Below are 19,984 nucleotides of genomic sequence, written 5' to 3' on the forward strand. Positions count from 1 at the left end.
CACCGCGATCACCCGCGCGCACCGCTCGGCGACGGGCGCGAACGCACGGCGCACGAAGTCACCGTCGGACCCCGAGCCCGGGAGCAGCACCGCCGTCGCGGCTGCCGGATCGGGGCCGGCCGCGGCGAGGTCGAGATCTCTGGTCGGGTCCATGAGCGGCTACTGTAGGCGCCTGTGACTGACGCGGACCCCCAGCCCGGCGACCACCGGGACGAGCCGGTCGAACCGCCGCTCCGGGACCAGATCCTCGCCCAGATGGGCGGCTGGACCGGCATGGTCTACTCGTCGCTGCCCGTGATCGCGTTCGTGCCCGCCAACGCCCTGTGGGGCCTGACGTGGGGCGCGGTGGCCGCGCTGATCGTCGCGGCCGTGATCCTCGTGATCCGGCTCGCCACCCGCACGTCGGTGCAGCCCGCGATCTCGGGTTTCCTCGGGGTCGGTGTCTGTGTGCTGATCGCGTTCGCCGTGGGCAGCGGCAAGGGCTACTTCCTGTACGGCATCGTGGTGCAGGCGCTGATGCTGGTCGCATTCGTGGTGTCTCTGCTGGTGCGCCGGCCACTGGTGGGGGTGCTGTGGCACACGTTCGGCTTGGGCGTCAAAGACGAGGGCGCCAGGGACGAGAGCGCCAAAGACGAGGGCGCCGAGGACGAGGGCGCCGAGGACGAGGGCGCCGAGGACGAGGGCGGCTCGCGCGCCGGCCGCGACTGGCGCAGCATCAAGCGGGAGCTCTACACCTTCGACGCGCTGACGGTGCTGTGGTCGCTGATGTTCGGTGCGCGGTTCGTGGTGCAGGGGCTGCTCTACTCGCAGGGCCGCACCGGGTGGCTCGGCGTGACCCGCATCGCGATGGGCTGGCCGCTCCTCGCGGTGTGCGTGGGTGCGACCTACCTCGGCGCGCGGTGGGCGGCCGGGACCCGGCACCCCGCGCCCGACGGTGTCTCGGGCCCGGCCGAGGAGCGGCGCCCGTGATCGCCGGCGAGGCACTGGACGTCACCGTCGGCGCCCCCGCGCACGGCGGCTTCGTGATCGGTCGGGTGGACGGTCGCGTGGTGTTCGTGTCCGGGGCGCTGCCCGGGGAGACCGTGCGCGCCACCGTCACCGAGGTCAAGAGCTCGTTCGCGCGGGCAGTGACCGTCGACGTGCTCGACCCGTCGCCGCAGCGCGTCCCGCAGGCGTGCGCCGCTGCCGCCGCGGGTGCGGGCTGCTGCGACCTGACCCATGCCGAGCCCGCCTACGCCCGGCGGCTCAAGTCCGATGTTCTGGCCGACGCTTTACGCCGCATCGGCCGCTTCGCCGAGCCGCCGGGCGGGTTCGACGGCACCGTCGCGGAGGTGACCGATGGCCTCGTTGCCGGGTGGCGGCACCGCACGCGCCTCGCGCTCTCCGATGACGGCAGGCTGGGCTGGCATGCTGCGCGCAGCGCCACCGTCATCCCCTCGCTGGATTGCCGGCAGCTGCCCGCGGCGCTGATCGCGGGCCTGCCTGCCCGGGTCGATGCGTCGGGCGGCCTGCACGAGGTCGTGGTGGCGCTCGACGACGCCGGCACTCGGCACGCAGTCCTCGCCGTGGGCTCGAAGCAGGGCGGGTGGGCCGCCGAGCAGGTGCTCGACGGCAGCGGGATCGCCCGCCAGCACGCCGGCGGCCACGACTACGAGATGCCGGTCACCGCCTTCTGGCAGGCGCACCGCGACGCCGTGGCCCGGTACTCGGAGCTGATCGCCCGCTGGGTGCCCGACGGCAGCGGCCACGCCTGGGACCTGTACGGCGGCGCGGGCGTGTTCGGGGCGGTGCTCGCCGAGCGCGGGACGCGGGTCGACGTGGTCGAGACCGCTGCCGACGCCGTCCGCGCGGGCCGGAAGGCGCTGCGCGGCACGCCGGTGACCTTCCACCGGCGCCCCGTGGACAAGGTCGTGGCCTCGCTGCAGCGGCCCGACGCCGTGATCCTCGACCCGCCGCGCGCGGGTGCCGGGGCAAAGGTGATCCGCGCGATCGCGGATGCGACGCCCGCGACGATCGTGCACATCGGCTGCGACCCGGCATCGTTCGCCCGCGACCTGCAGCTGCTGCGCGAGCACGGGTACGGCGTGCGTGAGATGGTCGCGCTGGACGCCTTTCCCGGCACGCACCACTTCGAATGCCTCGCGCTGCTCGAGCCGGGGGAGGCGTCACCGTAGAGTGGCGGGGGAGAACGGGGAAGGTGTAGACACGACGGAAGCACCGCGACCGGGCGTCCGGACACGTAGGTGGCGAGAGGAGAGCACGGCGCGCATGGGAGTGCTGGAACACATCGATTCCCCCGGTGACCTGCGGAAGCTCGATCAGGTCGCGATGACGTCGTTGGCCGCGGAGATCCGCGACTTCCTCGTGGAGAAGGTCTCGGCGACCGGCGGTCATCTCGGCCCCAACCTCGGCGTCGTCGAGCTCACGCTCGCCCTGCATCGCGTGTTCAACTCGCCGGTCGACGCCATCCTGTTCGACACCGGGCACCAGTCCTACGTGCACAAGATCCTCACCGGCCGGCGCGACTCGTTCGACTCGCTACGTCAGCGCCACGGCTTGTCCGGGTACCCCTGCCGCGCCGAGTCCGAACACGACTGGGTCGAGTCGTCGCACGCGAGCGCCGCGCTCAGCTACGCCGACGGGCTCGCGAAGGCCTTCGCGCTCAAGGGCGAGCAGCGCACCGTCGTCGCCGTGGTCGGGGACGGCGCCCTCACCGGCGGCATGTGCTGGGAGGCGCTCAACAACATCGCGGCGTCCGATCGCTCCGTGGTCGTGGTGGTCAACGACAACGGTCGCTCGTACGCTCCCACGATCGGTGGTCTCGCCACACACCTCTCGGGCCTGCGCACCCAGCCCGGGTACGAGCAGTTCCTCGAGGCGGGGCGACGACGCGTCCGCAATCTGCCGGTGGTGGGCGAGTCGGCGTACTCGTTCCTGCACGGCATGAAGGCGGGGATCAAGGACTGGCTGAGCCCGCAGGCGATGTTCGCCGACCTGGGCCTGAAGTACGTGGGTCCCGTCGACGGGCACGACGAGGCGATGCTCGAGTCGGCGCTTCGGCGCGCCAAGGACTTCGGCGGTCCGGTGGTGGTGCACGCGATCACCCGCAAGGGCATGGGGTACGAGCACGCTGAGAACCACGAGGCCGACCAGATGCACGGCATCGGGGTCATCGACCCCGCAACCGGCCTGTCGCGGGGCGCCCCGGGCGGTCGCGACTGGACGTCGGTGTTCGCCGAGGAACTGATCGCCCACGGCGAGCAGCGGCCCGACATCGTCGCCATCACCGGCGCCATGGCCGAGCCCACCGGCGTCGCGCCGTTCGGGCGCAAGTTCCCCGACCGCATCTACGACGTGGGCATCGCCGAGCAGCACGCGGTCACCTCGGCCGCCGGGCTGGCATTGGGCGGGATGCACCCGGTCGTGGCGCTGTACTCCACATTCCTCAACCGGGCGTTCGACCAGTTGCTGATGGATGTCGCGCTGCTGCGGCAGCCGGTGACGTTGGTGCTGGACCGGTCCGGCGTCACCGGGCCCGACGGCGCCTCCCACCACGGCATGTGGGATCTGTCGCTGGCGGCGCTGGTTCCAGGCCTGCGTGTCGCCGTACCCCGTGACGAGTCCCGGCTGCGCGAGGAGTTCGCCGAGGCCCTCGCGGTGGACGACGGTCCCACCCTGATCCGGTATCCGAAGGGCGCTGTGCCCGTGGACCTCCAGGCTGTGCGGCGGCTGGACGACGGCGTGGACGTCCTGCACGTCGGCGAGGTCGACGGACTCGACGGCGCGGCGACCGATGTGTTGATCGTCGCGGTGGGCCCGTTCGCGCACGCCGCCGTCGACGTGGCGGAGCGGTTGCGCGGGCAGGGGATCGGGGCGACCGTGGTCGACCCCCGCTGGGTGCTACCGGTGCCGGCGTCGATCGTGCGGCTGGCGCGTGCCCACAGCCTGGTCGTGACGCTCGAGGACTCCGGCGTGGCCGGCGGTATCGGCACCGCGGTGACCGGTGCACTGCAGCGTGCGGACGTGGACACGCCGGTGCGGGTGTTCGGCGTGCCGCAGGAGTTCCTCGACCAAGGCTCGCGCGGGGAACTGCTCGGCGAGCTGGGCCTGACCGCCGCCGACGTGGCCGTCGCGATCACCGAGCGGCTCGCCGCACACGGGAAGACGGTCGATCACATCGTCGGTCGGGTCGATGTCGATGCCGCCGATACCGCGGATCGGAGCAGCGTCCTGCCGCAGTGAGCGCCGTGCGCGGTCAGTCGCGTCGAGCGGGTTCCGTGCGAGGGAGGCCGAGGATGATCCGGTCGGTCAGTGCGGCGATGGCGCCTGAGGTGGCCTCCTCCCGAAGCAGCAGGATGCGAAGCCACAGCGCACCGATGGCCGGGTCGAAGACCGATCGGGCGTCGACCTGCTCGGTGAGCTCGCCCCGATCGCGTGCGCGATCCAGCAGGATCTGTTCGCGTCCGGTGCGATCGGCAGCGAACTCCCGTGTAAGAGAATCGATCTCGGGGTTCTCTCCGCTGATCGCCGCGGCGGCGAGGTAGCGGCCCACGGGAGCGCTGAGGAGTTCGGCGACCTCGGTGAGTGCGGCCACGATGTCGCCGCGAAGGCTGCCGGTGTCGGGGGCGGTGAATCTCGTCTGGCGGGACTCCCGCACGGCCGCGCTGAGCAGTGCGTCCTTGCCGGGCCACCAGCGGTACAGCGTGGTCTTGTTGACCCCTGCCCGCTCCGCGACCCCCTCGATGGTGAGCGCGGCATAGCCGCGCTCTGTGAGCAGGTCCAATGTCGCGGCGTAGATCGCGGCGGCGCGTCGCGGTGCGTTCACTGTTCTGGTCCTTTCGATGCCGGCACCAGAATACAACGCAACGGTGCGTTGTGTTTCTCGACATTCGACGTTACGGTCGTGCCATGATGAGCAGAGGGACAGACCAAGCCGCCGTGCACGACGCCGTCCGAGCAGCCCGACGCGGCGCGGCGGAGTGGTCCGCCATGACGGGAGCTGAGCGCCGGCATCACCTCCTGAGGTGGAAACAGGCGATGTATCGACGGCGCGGCGAGATACTGCAGGTGCTTCAGGACGAGACGGGGAAGGTCGGTGCCGACGCACAGATCGAGCTGACCATGACGCTGCACCATCTGGACTGGGCTGCACACCACGCGCATCGAGTCCTCCGCCCGCGCCGTGTCGCCCCCGGGATGCTGATGCTCGACCACCGCGCGTCGGTCGAACGCCGACCGTTCGGCGTCGTGGGGGTGATCGGGCCGTGGAACTACCCGATCTACACACCGATGGGGTCGGTGTCCTATGCGCTCGCGGCGGGCAACGTGGTGGTGCTCAAGCCGAGCGAGCACGCGCCGCGCGCCGGGCGGTGGCTCGCCGACACGTTCCGGGACGCGAGCGGGCTGGACGCGGTGCTACAGGCGATACCCGGCGGGCCGGAGGCGGGAGAGGCGTTGTGCGAGGCCGGCGTCGACAAACTCGCCTTCACCGGTTCCGCACGGACCGGTGCGCGCGTGATGGCGACGTGCGCCGCCCACCTCACCCCGGTCGTCATGGAACTGGGCGGCAAGGATGCGGCCATCGTCGCCGCCGACGCGGACCTGTCGAGCGCGGCCGACGCGATCATGTGGGGCGCCACGATGAACTCGGGCCAGTCGTGCGCCGGCATCGAGCGCGTCTACGTGGTCGACGACGTGGCGGAGCCGTTCACGGCGATCATGGCCGAGCGTGCCGGGCGGCTGCGCGCGGGGGTGGACTACGGGCAGATGACGGTGCCCGCGCAGGTCGAGATCGTGCGGCGGCACATCCACGCGGCGATCGCCGACGGCGGCGTCGCGGTGGTCGGCGGGCCGCATTCGGTGCGGCCGCCCTATATCGATCCGGTGGTCCTTCTGGACGTGCCGGAGATGTCGACCGCAGTGACCGAGGAGACCTTCGGGCCTACCGTGACGATCACCGTGGTGCCCGACATCGAGACGGCGATCTCCCGCGCGAACGCCGTGGACTACGGGCTCGGCGCGGCGGTGTTCAGTCGACGCCGAGGCAGAGAGATCGCCCGGCGGCTGGACGTGGGCATGGTGAGCATCAACGACGTCGTGAGCTTCGGGGCGGTCCCCGGCCTTCCGTTCGGTGGGCGGGGCGGCTCGGGCTTCGGCAGGATCCACGGTGCGGAGGGGCTGCGGGAGTTCACCTCTCCGGTGTCCGTATCCGAGCGCCGGCGCGTGTACCTGCCCACGCGGGTCGACAGTCACCGTCGGCGGCCGTGGGATCTCCCGGTCCTCCGCGCATGCCTGCACATCGTCGGGGCGCGGTGACCGCCCGCCACTCGGCGGGTGCGGGCTCAGGCTGGGACGACGAGGACCAACAGGTCGGCGACGTCGCAGGCCAGGGCCTCGGGCGCGCCCTCGTCGCCGTCGAGATACCGCAGTAGTGCCTGCTGGAACAGGCCGTCGAACAGCGCGTAGCCCATCGCCGGCGGTACCACCGGGGCCGTTCCGCGGAGCGTCGCATACCGGGTCACGGCCCGCCAGATCATCTGTTGCAGGCTGAGGTCGATGTCGTCGACGGTGGCGGAGAACGAGCGCTCGAACATCGATTGGCAGCGCAGGTCGTACCAGAGCCGGTGCATGCCGGCCTCGTCACGCAGCGTCACCGCCATCGCGGCCGCGAAGCCCGACTCGAAGTCGCGCGGGCCCGTCGCGTACGCGATCACCTCGTCGTATCGGTGCGCGCACCTGGATTTGAAGACCGATACGCAGTGCTTCATCAGGTCGATCGTGTCCGCGAAGTAACGGCACATCTCCGCGTACGGTATGTGGCACTGCTCGGCGATCGCCCGTCGTGATGCGCGCGCGTAGCCGAGTTCCGCCAGACCCGCCAGCGCGATCCGGGCGAGTTCCTCCCGCCGCGCGCAGAACGCCTCCGGATCGCCGGCTGCGACCTCGTGCACTGTGGCCTCGTGGGCTGCGAGGTCGATCTCGGGCTCGTCGGAAACACCGGTCATCACGCAGTCCTCCGTCACACGACCATGTGCATTCCGATACTAGTTGCGGCGATCGCATTTGCAACCGTCTGCGCCGGATACCGGGTGATTCCGGACGTGGGCACAGCGGCGGTCACGCTGCGGTGAGGACCTCCGCCAGGGCTGCCACGGTCAGTCTCCGCTGCCAGCTCCGCGCGCCGGCGTCCGCGAGCACCGCGTCGACGGTGGCGGCGGGGTCACCGTCGAGCTGTGGCTGCCAGGACCAGCACAGCTGACGTACTGCGTCCGGCGGAAGCAGGTTCTCGACGGGCAGGTTGTTCGTCTCGGCGATCGTGGTCAGCGCGGCGCGCACCCGGGCGAGGCGGTCCGCCGCCTCGGGATTGCTACGGCCCCAACGGTTTCCGGCAGGTACCGCGGGGCGTGGCCCGTGCAGCGACGGAAGTCTGGTGTCGGGCAGGGCGTTGGCGCGCTCGATCGCAGCCAGCCACCGTCGGGCGGTGCGGCGCATGCGTGGCCCCCCGAACACGGGCAGGGCGGTGAGCTCCGCCTCGGTCACGGGGTTGACGGTGGCGGCGTTGACGATCGCCGCGTCCGGCAGCGTCCGGCCGGGTGCCACATCGCGCTTGCGCGCCAGCTCGTCGCGGGCGAGCCACAGCTCGCGGGCGCGGCCCAGCTGCCGCCGGTTGCGCAGGCCGGCGATCCCGGTGGTCCGGCGCCACGGGTCGACGCGCGGCGGCGGGTCCGGCCGTAGCCGCTCCGCCTCGAACTCCTCGCGCGCCCACTCGAGCTTGCCCGCATCGGCAAGCCGCTCCTCGATCTCGTCGCGCAGATCGACGAGCAGTTCCACGTCGAGGGCGGCATACGTCAGCCAGTCGTAGGGCAGGGGGCGCTTACTCCAGTCCGCGGCGCCGTGGCCCTTCGCCAGGACGTAACCGGTGTGCTCGAGAGTCATCGCGGCGAGGTTGACCCGCGGCTCACCCAGCAGCCGGCCGGCGAGCTCGGTGTCGAACAGCTCGTCGCAGACGAAGCCGGCGTCCCGCAGGCACGGAAGGTCCTGGTCGGCGGCGTGCAGCACCCACTCGACGCCGCGCAGTGCCTTCGCGACGGGGTCGAGTGCGTCCGGTTCGTGGATCGGGTCGATGAGGAACAGGCCCGAACCGGTCCGCTTGATCTGGATGAGGAACGCGCGGTTCGAGTAGGTGAAGCCCGACGCGCGTTCGGTGTCCAGCGCTACGGGCCCGGTGCCGGCGGCAAGGGCCTCGGCGCATCGGAGGAACTCGTCCGCGGTGGTCAGCGGCGCCGGGACGCCCGCCAGCGGCTCGTTGAGTTCGATACCCGTCTCGTGCACCCTGCCCGGCCCCGTCGCCCCTACGACGACCGGCCGAGTTGCGCCACCCCGACCGGCGGCAGCCCGGCGGCCATCGCCAGCACCGCGGCGAACGATTCGACGTGGCCCGACAGGTCGGGGTCGGTCGCGGTCCACGAGGCGCGCAGTTCGAGCTGATGCGCGCGGGGGGGACCCGCGATGTCACCGAACCGCACCGACGATGTGGCGGTCACCGTGCCCCCGAGGGCCGTCACCTGGCCGCCGCGCTCGGCCAGGGAGTCCGTCAACCAGCTCCATGCGACCTCGGGCAGCAGCGGGTCCGCCGCCAGCTCCTCGTCGACATCGGACTGCACGTAGGCGACGAGGCGCATGAGGCCGTTCCAGGCCTCGTGGCCGTTGGGGTCGTACAGCAGGATCAGGCGGCCGAAGGTCTCGCCGTCGGAGTCCTCGGCCACGATGTCGGTCTCGGGGCTACGCACCTCGGCACCGATCGCGTAGCTGTACGGGGCCAGGCGCTGCGGCGGCCGGATGGCGCCGATCTCGATCTCGGAGCGCACGGTCGCGGCATGCATCGAATCGATGGCCTCGCGAAAGGGCTCCGGGTCGGAACCCGCTCCAGGATGACTCACAGGTCCGGACGGTAGTCGTGGAGGCTGGGTCGGCGAGGGAGGCGCGCCGCTGTCCCCGGCGACACTCGTGACAGGATGGGGATGATGAGCAACACAACCGCCGTCAACCCGCTGCTCGCCGCTGCGCAGGGGACCCGGCCGTCCCGACGCCCGGTGTGGTTCATGAGGCAGGCCGGTCGGTCGCTGCCCGAGTATCGCAAGGTGCGCGCAGGGATCGGGATGCTCGACTCCTGCTTCCGGCCCGATCTGGTCTGCGAGATCACGCTGCAGCCCGTGCGTCGGCACCACACCGACGCCGCGATCCTGTTCTCCGACATCGTCGTGCCGCTGCGGGCTGCGGGTGTCGACCTCGACATCGTCAGTGGGGTCGGCCCCGTCATCGAACGGCCCATCCGCGACGCGCAGGCCGTGGCCGACCTGCGCGCGCTGGACCCCGCGCAGGTCGAGCCCGTCGCCGAGGCGGTGCGCCTGCTGCGCGGCGAGCTCGGTGGCACCGCCCTGATCGGCTTCGCCGGCGCGCCGTTCACCCTCGCGTCGTACCTGGTGGAGGGCGGGCCGAGCCGAAGTCACGAGCGCACCAAGGCGCTCATGTACTCCGATCCCGACACCTGGCACACGCTGCTCGGCAAGCTCGCCGACCTGGCGATCGTGTTCCTGCGTGCGCAGGTCGATGCGGGCGCGCAGGCGTTCCAGCTGTTCGACTCGTGGGCCGGCGCACTGTCCCTGGCCGACTACCGCGAGTACGTGCAGCCGCACTCGGCGCGGGTGTTCGCGGCGTTCGAGGACGCCGGCGTGCCTCGGCTGCACTTCGGTGTGGGTACGGGCGAGCTGCTGGGCGCGATGGGCGAGGCCGGCGCCGACGTCGTCGGTGTCGACTGGCGGGTCCCGCTCGACGAGGCCGCCCGCCGCGTCGGGCCGGGTAGGGCGCTGCAGGGCAACCTCGACCCGGCTGTGCTGCTGGGGCCGTGGGACGCGATCGAGACGCATGTCCGCCGGGTGTGCGCGGACGCCGACGCGGCGCTGGCCGTGGGCGCCACGGGCCACGTGTTCAACCTCGGGCACGGGGTACTCCCCGCGACCGACCCGAGGGTGCTCACCCGAGTCGTGGAGCTGGTGCACGGCCTATGATGACGGTCGCGGTTATCGGCGCCGGCATCTCAGGCCTGGTGACGGCGCTGCGTTTGAAGCAGGCCGGCTGCCGCGTGACCGTGTTCGAGTCGTCCGACCGGGTGGGCGGCAAACTCCGCTCGGCCCGACTCGACGGGATGACGGTGGACATGGGCGCGGAGGCGTTCGTCCGTCGCCGCCCGGAGGTCATGGATCTGGCGGCGGAGCTGGGGTTGGCAGACGACATCGTGTCGCCGGTCGGTCGCCGCCCCGCGGTGTACGCCGACGGTGGGCTGTACCCGTTCCCGGCGCGCCAGCTCATGGGTATCCCCGCCGACGCGCACGAGGTGTCGGTCCCACTGGCCTGGGCCCCGGGCTCGGACGTGTCGCTGGGGGCACTCGTCCGCGAGCGCCTCGGCGACGAAGTGGTCGGTCGGTGCGTCGATCCGATGCTCGGCGGGGTGTACTCCGCACATGCCGACGACGTCTCGCTGCGCGCGGCGCTGCCGGCACTCGCTGCCGAACTGGACGCCGGCGCCACCAGCCTCACGGCCGCGGTCGGTGCCGTGCTGGCGCGTTCGACGGCGACGGGGCCGGTGTTCGGTGCGTTCCGCAGCGGTTACCAGGAGCTGCTGGACGCCCTCGCGGCGCAGCTGGAAGGCGCCATCCTGCTCAACGCGCCCGTCCCTGAGCTGCGGCCCGGGTGGATGCTGCGCGGCTGGTGGTTCGACAAAGTGGTCCTTGCGGCGCCGCCGCAGCAGGTCGCTCGGATCACGCGCACGTCCTTTCCGCAGCTTGCGCGCGCCGTCGGCGCCATCCCGGCTGCGAACTCGGCGATCGTCACCCTGGTGCTGCCCGACACCGTCGCGCTCCCGGACTACTCGGGCGTGCTGGTCGCGTCCCGGCAGGTCCTCACTGCCAAGGCGTTCACGCTGTCGACCCAGAAGTGGGGCGCGGACACCCGACCGGGCCCGACGGTGCGGGTCTCGTTGGGCCGCCTCGGCGTGAGCCGGATCCTCGACGAGGACGACCAGAGCATCATCGACGTGGCCCGCGCCGACCTCGAGACGGCGCTCGGGGTGACCGCGGTGCCGGTGTCGGCGGCCGTGCAGCGCTGGTACGAGGGGATCCCCGTCTACACACCCGGCCACCTCGACCGGCTCGCCGAGATCGAGGCCGCCACGCCACCCGGGCTGGTGCTGACCGGCGCGTACTTCGACGGTGTCGGGGTGGCCGCGTGCATCGCGCACGCGGAGGCCGCCGCGGAGCGGGTGCTCGAGCGGCAGGCGGCCGGGTAGCTGCCGACCCGCCAGTGGCAGGATGGCGGTATGGCTCGCCTCGACTACTCCGCGCTCAACTCGACAGTCCGCTACCTGATGTTCTCGGTGTTCGCGGTGATCCCCGGCAGGCTGGGCGACGACACCCAGCGCAAGCAGGCGACCGCCGACGCCGAGCGGTTCTTCGAGGAGGTCCAGGACGGCGATCTGCAGGTGCGCGGCGTGTACACCGTGTCCGGCATGCGGGCCGACGCCGACTACATGATCTGGTGGCACGCGGAGCGCATCGAGGATCTGCAGGCCGCCTACAACGACTTCCGCCGCACCACGCTGCTGGGGCAGGCGAGCGCGCCGGTCTGGTCGTCGACGGCCGTGCACCGGCCCGCCGAGTTCAACAAGAGCCACATCCCCGCATTCCTCGCGGGCGAGGCCCCCGGCGCCTATGTGTGCGTGTACCCGTTCGTCCGCAGCTACGAGTGGTACCTGCTGCCCGACGACGATCGCCGCCGCATGCTCGCCGAGCACGGCATGGCCGCGCGCGGCTACGCGGACGTGCGTGCCAACACCGTCCCCGCGTTCGCCCTCGGCGACTACGAGTGGCTGCTCGCCTTCGAGGCACCCGAGCTACACCGCATCGTCGACCTGATGCGCGACCTGCGGGCCACCGACGCGCGGCGGCACACGCGCGAGGAGACGCCGTTCTTCACGGGTCCCCGCACCGAGGTCGGGGAGCTGATCGCGGCGTTGCCCTAAGGCCGTTCTAGTCGAAGTCGGCGTCGTCGTCGGACCAGGTGGGGGCGAAGCGGTTGCGGTGTTCGACCTCCCGGTGCACCTCGGCGATGAACTGCTCGAACGAGAGCGTCTTGTCCTCGGCCGGTCGGCCGCACCGCGGAGGCGCCTGCTCGACGTCGAAGAACCGCACCGCGCCGCGGTCGGGCCCGTGTAGCTCGTAGAGCCCGATGAACACGCGCTCGAACAGGTCGTGGCGCGTGTCCTCCGCACCCAGGTCCACGTATAGGCCCTCGGCGCCGCCCATCACGGGGCGCTTGCCCCGGCCGGCCCGCTTGGCCAGGGTCTCGACGTGCTTCGCGAACGAGCTCTGGCCGGCCTGCCCCCGGGTGCGCGGGTTACCGTCGTCGCACGTCTCGTAGGGCTCGAACATGACCGCGATCAGCACGCTGTACGGCTGGCGCTGGTGCAGAACCATGGCCTCGCCGCGCAGCTCGTGGTCGTTGCGGACGATGTTCTTGGTGTACCGCCCGGCGCGCCCGGTCCGCGCATTGAAGTCCTGGAAGCTGTACGTCTTGATCGACACGCACAACACCAGCCCGAGGTTGGGGTCTACCGACTTCACGTCGAGCTTCTTGCGCCCCTTGACCACGTCGACCTGCGCCTCCTGCCCGACGCCCGCCGCGGTGGGCGTCACGTCCGGGTAGAGGGGGCGCAATGCGTCGGCGACGGTCTGCGCCAGGGCGTTCGACAGCGCCTGCGCGTAGTTCTTCTTGTCGGCGCGGTCGGCGTCGACAGCGGGCTTCGGATCAGCCGCGTCCAGCGCGAGCAGCAGCGGCTGCCAGAGCTCGCTCACGCGGCCCGTTCGGGATCGGCACCGCGCATCCGGTCCAGGTGCGCGGCCACGTCATCGAGGAAGCCCGGCACGAACCGCAGCGATCCGGCCTCGGCGCGCTTGAGGAAGCCGGCCGTGGCGCGCGCAGACAGCGGGCGGGCGTCGTCGAGGAAGCCACCCAGATCCTCGTACTCGTGGTGCACCGGCCACGTCGACGCGTCGACGCGGTGCGCGGCGCCTGCGCGGCCCCATGCGGCGACGGGCCACGGGTCGCTCGGAGCGAGCGGCGTGTCGGCGCGACCGTCGTAGGGGAGCGGCGCGTCGAGGCGGTGTCCCACCCACGACGACATCCGGGTGCTGACCGCGTTACCGACGAGCTTCCAGCGGTGCCCGGACCGGATGCCCGGCACCGTCAGCGCGGGGGTGGTCCAGTCGGGGTCGAAGCCCTGCAGCCGCTCGGCGTCGACGATGCCGGGGGTCACGATGCCGCGCCCGTCGAGCGTCCGGACGGCAGGCGGGCTCGCGATGCCGAGGGTGGAACCGCCCTTGAGCGTGGGAATGGCGTTGACCGCCCAGCCCAGGCCGCGCGTGCCCTCGGTCCAGTAGAAGCCGCACGGGTGATGTGCGGGGTCACCGTCGGGCCGGGCGCCCGCGTCGTCCGCGAACAGTACCTCCCGCGGGTCCTCGGTGCGGGACGCGAGCATGAGCACCCGCTGTCTCCGCTGGGGCAGCCCGAACGCGCGAGCGTCGACGACGCGATAGGCCCATGTGTAGCCCAGCGCATCGAGGGCGCCGGTGACGTGGCGCATCGCCGCTCCGCGGTCCAGGCGCAGCATGAACGGGACGTTCTCGAGCAGCAGCCACCGCGGCCCGGCCTTGCGGCGGACGAGTCGGAAGACCTCGTCGACCAGGCCCGAACGGTCGCCGGTGATCCCCGCCGTCAGGCCGGCCTGGGAGAGGTCCTGGCAGGGGAAACCGGCCATCACCAGCTCGGTGCCGCCGGGTAGCGAGCGCAGCGTGGTGACGTCCGCGTGGTGGGGGACGCTCGGGAACCGGTGCTTCAGCACCGCTGTCGCGCCCTCATCGATCTCGCACAGCAACTCCGTGTCCCAGCCGTGCTCGGCGAGCCCGATCTCCAAGCCCCCGATGCCCGCGAACAGGCCCACCGCGCGTCTCGACACCGCTACTCCCTCTCCACGTTCCCGGAAGACTCTACCGAGCGCTCCGGCCGACTCCTGGGAACCTAGCGGGGCGGTCCGACATGTTCGCCCTCCGCGGGGCGCGGGGGCGTCAGGCGCTCGCGGCGGGCTCCAGCGTGAGGGAGATGGAGTTGTTGCGATAGGGCTGGGAGACCCCACGCCCTGGAGGTTCGGGCGTGGGGCCGTCCTCGGAGAGCGGGCCACCGAAAGCGAGCCACTCGCGGCTGACGCCAGTCGCGCGGGCGATGGCGCTCACCTTCTTGTGGGCGTCGCGCACGGAGCGTCCGTCCTCGATGCTCTGCAAGACATTCTCCGAGAGTCCGGAGCGTTCAGAAAGTTCCTTACGGTTGATTCCGAGCGTGGCGCGCACCACCGTGACGCGAGTGGCGAGCGAATCGCCAGGAATCCAGTCTTCCTCATGTGCAGCGATGCTCATCCTGGGCCATCCCTTCGGTTGTGGTCGGTGCCGGTCATGGCTGCCGACCTGTTCCAAGTGTGCACCCGATGTGCACTCCATGCAAGTTAAAACACAGTCCCACCAGCAGGTGTGACTCAGCAGTGCGCACAAGGCTTGCAATCACGTTTCATGCTGAGCATGATTCCTCATGTGCAGCCCAAGAAGCTCCTCATCGAAGCCCGGATGGGCGGCCGATCCCTCTCGGATCTGATCTCCCACCACCGCTCCAACGGGGCCAGCTGGCAGGAGATCGCCGACTACGTCCGACTCCGAACCGGGGTGGTCGTCTCCCGAGAGTCCATCCGCCGCTGGACGTACCTCTAGCCCCCCATGGCAGCCAAGTAGACCAAACGCGCTGCGGCGCAAATTCGGTCGGCTACAGGTACAGCATCCGCTGGCGGTTCGATACCGCGCCGACCTCCATCTCGGACCAAGGATTGACCGTTCCCCTCAGCTGCTCGCGTCCGAGCCCACCCCAACCCCGTTGCTCAAGGAAGGCGAAGCCATGCCCGAATCCAAGGACCGAACGTACGTGAAGTGCTCACCCGCGAACGGGTGCGCCGTCCCCGAGTCCCCACTCACCAGAGCGGAACTCAAGGGATTCGGCCTCACCTGCCACCCCTCCGGGAATCTCCTCCGCGACGAGTCTGTGGTCGGCCGCTGGGAGACCACGAACCAGGTGTCGAAGTGATCGCCGTCGACATCGCCGTTCTCGTGCTCATCGCCGGCAACTGGGACCGCCTGTGCAGGTGGGTCCGATGAAGATCCTGAGCTTGTCGGCTGTCTCCGCCGCACTCGCCGGGGCTGCGTTCGCACCTGTCATGTTCTACGAACACCACTACGTCGTGGGTGGTGTCATCGCATCCGGTGTGGTGATCTGCTTAGTTGGCTGGATCCTCGCTGACAGGGAGGACAGAATCCGACGCGACGCGAACCTCCTCATCATCGAAGCCGAGGACGAGTTGAAGGCCCGCTCATGACCGTCGACTACGAACCAGGATTCCAGCACTGGCTACGTCTCACCCTCGACTCCCTGTTCGTCCTCGCGATGATCGGAGGCGCCTGCTATGCACTCACCCGCTAACTGGGAGAGGCGAGCGATCTGCCGCTGGCGAAACCCCGACCTGTACCTCGAATCCTCGTACCCGGACCGTGACAGCTTCATCGCCGCCGCGCCGAAGGTATGCCAAGGATGCCCCGTCAAGCGCGAATGCCTTGCCGATGCAACACAGTTCGCGAACGTGTCCCGGCTCCTCGATGAGCTAGTGTCGGCAGTCGGTCATCCAGCCAAGCTGGTGCGCGATCAGCTCGACGGCGAAGCGTTCCCCGACCTCGTACCCACCTCCGGCGTCATTCGTGGGGGAGTGGCCCTACCTGCAGACGAGGTGTTCTGTGGCTAGGCCCCGATCCCCGAAGCACTACTCGTGCAGCTGCATGGTCCATCCCCGTCTGGTCCAGGCGATGCAGACGGTCCATCCGGGATTCGCCGGACGTTGCTACGGCTGCCAGCGCGAACTCGGAAACGGTCTCGGATTCCGGGGTAGACCGTTCTGCCGCACTTGCGAGCGCGACCACCACTTCATCGCACCCGTCCGCCGAATCAACCTCCCCTGAAAGGCATTTGAAATGATCGAGATCAGGAACCTCTCCGGCGTTGTTATCTATACGGCACAGAGTGCAACAGACGTTCGCGCCGCCGTCATCGAGGCCAACCTGCGCGGGGCCAACCTGTGCGGGGCCGACCTGCGCGGGGCCAACCTGCGCGGGGCCAACCTGCGCGGGGCCGACCTGTACGGGGCCAACCTGCGCGGGGCCAACCTGTACGGGGCCAACCTGTACGGGGCCAACCTGCGCGGGGCCAACCTGCGCGGGGCCGACCTGTACGGGGCCGACCTGTGCGAGGCCGACCTGCGCGGGGCCAACCTGTACGGGGCCAACCTGTACGGGGCCAACCTGTGCGAGGCCGACCTGCGCGGGGCCAACCTGCGCGGGGCCGACCTGTACGGGGCCGACCTGCGCGGGGCCAAAGAGATCCCCGCGCTCGCAGCCGCTCAGACGGTGGTGGCACCCGAGTCCGGGTCCGTAGAGGGCTGGAAGAAGGCTCTGGACAACCGCATCGTCCATCTGCGCATCCCCAAGGACGCCGCCAGGTCCAACGCCACAGGGCGGAAGTGCCGGGCGTCAAAGGCGAAGGTGCTCGCAATCTTCAACGCGGACGGCTCCCCGGCCGAGGAAGCATTCAGCCGGCACGATCCGCGCTTCCGATACGAGGTAGGGAAGACGGTCAAGCCTGACAACGGATTCGATGCGGATCGCTGGAACGAGTGCGCGTCGGGCATCCACTTCTTCGTGACGCGGGCCGAGGCGGAGGCGCGCCAATGAATGAACTCGACGCCCTCGTGGTCGCCCTCAAGCCGGAGGTGGTGTTCGGGGGGAGCGCCACGATCCCGACGATGCAGTACGGGAACATCCAGCCCCAGTTCACCGTCTCGGCCCCCACTCTGGAGGAGGCCCGCGACCACTGGCTGAAGCAGATGCAGGAGCTGCACCGTCTCGTCGGCAAGGATCTCGCGATCCAGCGGCCGGACATCAAGGGGGAGCTGCTGAAGTGTTGGGCCTCCGGCACCGAGGTGTTCTTCGATCCGATCACCCACACGTACACCTCCCCGGACGGTTCCGGTGGCTGGCTGTCGGGATCGACGTTCGCCAGCCGCTTCGTCCCCGAGTTCCCGAAGGACTTGATCGCGGGGAAGTCGGCAGACAAGGCCAACCGCGAGAACACCGAGGGGGCACAAGTTCTCCCGTCGGACGTGATCGGCATGTGGGACAAGAACGCTGAGGCGTCGTCCCTCGTCGGTTCCGCTGCCCATGCGGCTCTGGAACTGCGCGGCAAGTACGGTGCCGTCTCCCAGGCGGTGAAGGGCACCTATGAGTCGGCGTTGACGAAGAACCCGATCCTGCGTCCCATCGTGGAGTCCTTCTTCGAGGGCCGCGAGGATGAGGTAGCCAAGTACGAGGTGTTCGTCGCTGACCCGAAGATGAAACACTGCGGCCTGATCGACCGGCTGTTGCGAGTGGGCGAGAAGTCGGTGCGCGTCCAGGACTTCAAGACTTCGACCGACGTCCACAAGCCGGAGAAGATCCTGGAGCCGTTCGTGGACGTGGTGCCGCATACACACCTGGGTCGTTTCGTACTGCAGCTCAGTTTCTACGCACGGATTCTCGCCCATGCCGGATGGACCGTCGAGGGCCTAGACATCTTCCATTGGACCGGAACCGATTGGGACCCATACCCGCTGGATGTGGTCGACATCTCGGCGGCGCTCTGATGACTCGCGCCCTACTACTGCTCTTGTTCATTCGCCGGCTTCGGCAGTACTTCGATCGCCCCGACTTCGAGCGCATGACGTTCGAGCCGGACCCCACCTCACTCTCCGTGCTACCCAATCGAATCGAGGACTGATGGCGAACATCATCCAGCTACTCTCCGCCGTATCCACGGACGTCGGCGCGGTCTCCAAGGGCGACCGAAACAACTCACCGGGCGGCTCGTTCAACTTCCGCGGCATCGACCGTGTGGTCAATGCGACACATCCTGCGTTCACGACACATCAGGTCGTCGTCGTCCCGTCGCTACTGGCCGTCAACTACGACGAGTACACGACCACCCAGGGGAAGCGTCAGTCCTGGGTGAAGGTCCAGGTCATGTACACATTCTACGGCCCCGAGGGTGACAAGGTCGAGGCCGTAGTCCCTGGCGAGGCAGGGGATTCCGCCGACAAGGGAACCGCGAAGGCGATGTCCGTAGCCCTCAGAACCGCTCTGTTGCAGGTGCTGAACCTTCCCACCAGTGAGGAGGATCCGGACGCTACCACGGTTGAGCGCGGCAATCGGCCGCCGGAACCGAACGCCCATGCGCAGCAGGTCGATCCGGGTGAGAAGCGCCGGCTGGATCTCGCCGAGCAGGCCATCGAGCTCTGCAAGGCGAACAATGTGTCGGCTGAGGCTTCTCGCAAGCTCATCTCTGATGTGGGTGGCAGCGGCAAGGTGCGCGAGCAGTCCGAGGATGTGCTGAACAAGTTGGTGGCGGCGCTGATGCAGATCCAGATGAGCAACCAGCAGCCGGAGCAGCAGACCCTCGACAACTCCGAAGCGACCCTCTGACAGGAGAACTGACCATGCATGACAACATGGATCGCTGTCGCCAAGATGGCAATCGACTTGGGCTTCCTCGCGTTCGTCCTCTGGCTGCTCTTCGGGGGTGGCGCTGATGGCCGAGATTTCATGCCAGTTTCCGGTCGACGGATTCGACATGTACAGCCTGGAGGCGGCAGCCACAGCCCTTCGCAGCCAGTCGATCCGAGATTGCGACATCATCACCGTCACGGTCGATGAGCGCGCCCCCTTCGGGCCTGTCATCCGGTTCACGGCCGAGATCCCCGACGCGGAACTCCCGTGAAGCCGGAGGAGCGCGGCGAGGTCGCCGCACGCGTATTGGCTCTAGCCAGGGAGTTCCACACGATGCCCGACCAGATCAAGGTCACCCGCGAGAAGGCTGACGAGGCACAGAAGAACCTGGACCGAGCTCGTGCCCGATCCCGAGTGAAGGCCCCGATCATCGACCCTGAAGACCCTGAACGCCGGCGGAAGCTGACCGCCGAGGACCGGGACGCCTACGTGGTGCTGGACACCGAGGACGAGTTCGATGCGTGGCTCGTCGCCAACGCCGCGCACGAGTACCAGAAGGACCGCGTGCGGGCGCGCGACAAGGAGCTGTCGGCATTGCAGACACTGCAGGCCGACGCGCGACAGGAGATGAGGATTCTCGGATGAGCCAGATCGCAATGGAGCTGGTGGAGCAGGACGCGCCGCGCATCTACGGGTTGCCGAGCTTGACGACCGCAACGATCTTCGACGCCCGTTACGACCAAGTCTGTGGTGACAAGGTGGGGTTCACGGTGTCGATCCGGCTGACCGGTGGGCGCATCACCGAGGGGTACGCCTTCGTCGCACTCGAGCGCGTCTTGAAGACGGCGCTCACATGAAGACCGAAGCCCTGTTCCCGCAGCCTGAATCGACCGTCCCGGAACCTCAGAAGGATCCGCTCTCTGTCGGGATCGCCACCTACAAGGCCACCCGTGCGAAGACCCGGCACTGTGCACTCTGTGTGCAGCTGCAGGTCGAGACTCAGGGTGTGTGGGGTCCGCGTCGTCCGGTGTCGTGGGTCCGAACCACCGCCGGCGGAACGGATTACCTGTGCGGCCCGCACGCCGCGCAGCGCATGGACCTGGAGACGTCGTGAACGCCGAGGAGCGACGGGCGCGGGAGCTGGTATACGAGCGGTCCGGCGGTTGCTGCGAGCGATGCGGCCAGTGGGGGGTGACCTACGACCACCGGAAGCCCCGCTCACAAGGCGGGGACTGGGCACCCTCCAACGGCAT

The 19,984-nt window shown here is 69.7% G+C and carries 25 protein-coding genes; 18 read left to right on the plus strand and 7 right to left on the minus strand.

Annotation, left to right across the window (positions count from 1 at the left end; all coding sequences use genetic code 11):
- The first annotated feature begins 174 nt into the window (after positions 1-174).
- The 3 genes from ABD908_RS10170 to dxs all read left to right on the plus strand — a co-directional run bounded on the left by ABD908_RS10170 (position 175) and on the right by dxs (position 4,242).
- Positions 175-969 (plus strand): DUF3159 domain-containing protein, encoded by a 795-nt coding sequence (locus ABD908_RS10170; RefSeq protein ID WP_344994659.1) that lies wholly within the window; start codon positions 175-177, stop codon positions 967-969.
- On the plus strand, positions 966-2,174 hold the full coding sequence (locus tag ABD908_RS10175) for a class I SAM-dependent RNA methyltransferase (RefSeq protein ID WP_344994662.1): 1,209 nt from the start codon (positions 966-968) through the stop codon (positions 2,172-2,174). Before ABD908_RS10170 ends, ABD908_RS10175 begins: the two co-directional genes overlap by 4 nt.
- A gap of 94 nt (positions 2,175-2,268) precedes the next feature.
- The gene (dxs, locus tag ABD908_RS10180; RefSeq protein WP_344994665.1) at positions 2,269-4,242 is read left to right on the plus strand and encodes a 1-deoxy-D-xylulose-5-phosphate synthase; all 1,974 of its coding nucleotides are present in this window, start codon (positions 2,269-2,271) and stop codon (positions 4,240-4,242) included.
- 13 nt (positions 4,243-4,255) lie between these two features.
- On the opposite strand, the gene ABD908_RS10185 is transcribed toward dxs, so the two are convergent.
- Positions 4,256-4,825 (minus strand): TetR/AcrR family transcriptional regulator, encoded by a 570-nt coding sequence (locus ABD908_RS10185; RefSeq protein WP_344994667.1) that lies wholly within the window; start codon positions 4,823-4,825, stop codon positions 4,256-4,258.
- Between the two features lie 86 nt (positions 4,826-4,911).
- On the opposite strand from ABD908_RS10185, the gene ABD908_RS10190 reads away from it, so the two are divergent.
- The gene (locus tag ABD908_RS10190; protein ID WP_344994669.1) at positions 4,912-6,315 is read left to right on the plus strand and encodes an aldehyde dehydrogenase family protein; all 1,404 of its coding nucleotides are present in this window, start codon (positions 4,912-4,914) and stop codon (positions 6,313-6,315) included.
- Between the two features lie 26 nt (positions 6,316-6,341).
- Here the strand turns inward: ABD908_RS10190 and ABD908_RS10195 are convergent, their stop codons facing one another.
- From ABD908_RS10195 to ABD908_RS10205, 3 genes are all read right to left on the minus strand, one after another.
- The gene (locus ABD908_RS10195) at positions 6,342-7,004 is read right to left on the minus strand and encodes a TetR/AcrR family transcriptional regulator (RefSeq protein ID WP_344994673.1); all 663 of its coding nucleotides are present in this window, start codon (positions 7,002-7,004) and stop codon (positions 6,342-6,344) included.
- Positions 7,005-7,116: 112 nt separating this feature from the next.
- Entirely contained in the window at positions 7,117-8,331 is a 1,215-nt protein-coding gene (locus tag ABD908_RS10200) for an HRDC domain-containing protein (protein ID WP_344994676.1), read from the minus strand.
- Positions 8,332-8,351: 20 nt separating this feature from the next.
- On the minus strand, positions 8,352-8,882 hold the full coding sequence (locus ABD908_RS10205; RefSeq protein ID WP_425584367.1) for a DUF3000 domain-containing protein: 531 nt from the start codon (positions 8,880-8,882) through the stop codon (positions 8,352-8,354).
- 141 nt (positions 8,883-9,023) lie between these two features.
- On the opposite strand from ABD908_RS10205, the gene hemE reads away from it, so the two are divergent.
- The 3 genes from hemE to hemQ are packed head-to-tail and all read left to right on the plus strand — an operon-like array spanning position 9,024 to position 12,076.
- Entirely contained in the window at positions 9,024-10,067 is a 1,044-nt protein-coding gene (gene hemE / locus ABD908_RS10210; protein ID WP_344994682.1) for a uroporphyrinogen decarboxylase, read from the plus strand.
- Positions 10,067-11,344, plus strand: coding sequence for an FAD-dependent oxidoreductase (locus ABD908_RS10215; RefSeq protein ID WP_344994685.1), 1,278 nt, complete (start codon positions 10,067-10,069; stop codon positions 11,342-11,344). Before hemE ends, ABD908_RS10215 begins: the two co-directional genes overlap by 1 nt.
- Positions 11,345-11,374: 30 nt before the next feature.
- The gene (hemQ, locus tag ABD908_RS10220; RefSeq protein WP_344994688.1) at positions 11,375-12,076 is read left to right on the plus strand and encodes a hydrogen peroxide-dependent heme synthase; all 702 of its coding nucleotides are present in this window, start codon (positions 11,375-11,377) and stop codon (positions 12,074-12,076) included.
- A 7-nt stretch (positions 12,077-12,083) separates the two neighbouring features.
- On the opposite strand, the gene ABD908_RS10225 is transcribed toward hemQ, so the two are convergent.
- The 3 genes from ABD908_RS10225 to ABD908_RS10235 all read right to left on the minus strand — a co-directional run bounded on the left by ABD908_RS10225 (position 12,084) and on the right by ABD908_RS10235 (position 14,522).
- Positions 12,084-12,908: a hypothetical protein gene (locus ABD908_RS10225; RefSeq protein WP_344994691.1), complete on the minus strand. Its 825-nt coding sequence runs from the start codon at positions 12,906-12,908 to the stop codon at positions 12,084-12,086.
- Positions 12,905-14,068, minus strand: coding sequence for a DNA cytosine methyltransferase (locus ABD908_RS10230; RefSeq protein ID WP_344994694.1), 1,164 nt, complete (start codon positions 14,066-14,068; stop codon positions 12,905-12,907). Before ABD908_RS10230 ends, ABD908_RS10225 begins: the two co-directional genes overlap by 4 nt.
- Positions 14,069-14,177: 109 nt before the next feature.
- Positions 14,178-14,522: a helix-turn-helix domain-containing protein gene (locus tag ABD908_RS10235; RefSeq protein WP_344994697.1), complete on the minus strand. Its 345-nt coding sequence runs from the start codon at positions 14,520-14,522 to the stop codon at positions 14,178-14,180.
- A gap of 171 nt (positions 14,523-14,693) precedes the next feature.
- Between ABD908_RS10235 and ABD908_RS10240 the strand changes: the two genes are divergently transcribed.
- The 11 genes from ABD908_RS10240 (at position 14,694) to ABD908_RS10290 (ending at position 19,845) form a co-directional block, all read left to right on the plus strand.
- Positions 14,694-14,867, plus strand: a complete 174-nt coding sequence (locus tag ABD908_RS10240) for a hypothetical protein (protein ID WP_344994700.1) — start codon at positions 14,694-14,696, stop codon at positions 14,865-14,867.
- A gap of 181 nt (positions 14,868-15,048) precedes the next feature.
- On the plus strand, positions 15,049-15,234 hold the full coding sequence (locus ABD908_RS10245; protein ID WP_344994704.1) for a hypothetical protein: 186 nt from the start codon (positions 15,049-15,051) through the stop codon (positions 15,232-15,234).
- Between the two features lie 67 nt (positions 15,235-15,301).
- Entirely contained in the window at positions 15,302-15,523 is a 222-nt protein-coding gene (locus ABD908_RS10250; protein WP_344994706.1) for a hypothetical protein, read from the plus strand.
- Between the two features lie 87 nt (positions 15,524-15,610).
- On the plus strand, positions 15,611-15,943 hold the full coding sequence (locus ABD908_RS10255) for a WhiB family transcriptional regulator (RefSeq protein ID WP_344994709.1): 333 nt from the start codon (positions 15,611-15,613) through the stop codon (positions 15,941-15,943).
- Positions 15,944-16,169: 226 nt separating this feature from the next.
- The gene (locus ABD908_RS10260) at positions 16,170-16,925 is read left to right on the plus strand and encodes a pentapeptide repeat-containing protein (RefSeq protein ID WP_344994712.1); all 756 of its coding nucleotides are present in this window, start codon (positions 16,170-16,172) and stop codon (positions 16,923-16,925) included.
- Positions 16,922-17,872, plus strand: coding sequence for a PD-(D/E)XK nuclease family protein (locus ABD908_RS10265; RefSeq protein ID WP_344994715.1), 951 nt, complete (start codon positions 16,922-16,924; stop codon positions 17,870-17,872). Before ABD908_RS10260 ends, ABD908_RS10265 begins: the two co-directional genes overlap by 4 nt.
- A gap of 133 nt (positions 17,873-18,005) precedes the next feature.
- Positions 18,006-18,707, plus strand: a complete 702-nt coding sequence (locus tag ABD908_RS10270; RefSeq protein ID WP_344994718.1) for an ERF family protein — start codon at positions 18,006-18,008, stop codon at positions 18,705-18,707.
- A gap of 97 nt (positions 18,708-18,804) precedes the next feature.
- Complete coding sequence (locus tag ABD908_RS10275) at positions 18,805-19,002, plus strand: hypothetical protein (protein WP_344994721.1); 198 nt, start codon at positions 18,805-18,807, stop codon at positions 19,000-19,002.
- Positions 18,999-19,376 carry a hypothetical protein gene (locus tag ABD908_RS10280; protein WP_344994724.1) on the plus strand — a complete coding sequence of 126 codons (378 nt, stop codon included), beginning with the start codon at positions 18,999-19,001 and terminating at the stop codon, positions 19,374-19,376. The genes ABD908_RS10275 and ABD908_RS10280 overlap by 4 nt, the downstream gene beginning before the upstream one ends.
- The gene (locus tag ABD908_RS10285; protein WP_344994727.1) at positions 19,373-19,588 is read left to right on the plus strand and encodes a hypothetical protein; all 216 of its coding nucleotides are present in this window, start codon (positions 19,373-19,375) and stop codon (positions 19,586-19,588) included. Before ABD908_RS10280 ends, ABD908_RS10285 begins: the two co-directional genes overlap by 4 nt.
- Positions 19,585-19,845, plus strand: a complete 261-nt coding sequence (locus tag ABD908_RS10290) for a hypothetical protein (protein ID WP_344994730.1) — start codon at positions 19,585-19,587, stop codon at positions 19,843-19,845. Before ABD908_RS10285 ends, ABD908_RS10290 begins: the two co-directional genes overlap by 4 nt.
- Positions 19,846-19,984: the final 139 nt, after the last annotated feature.

The sequence above is a fragment of the Tsukamurella soli genome, assembly GCF_039541155.1.
In the GTDB taxonomy this organism is placed as follows: domain Bacteria; phylum Actinomycetota; class Actinomycetes; order Mycobacteriales; family Mycobacteriaceae; genus Tsukamurella; species Tsukamurella soli.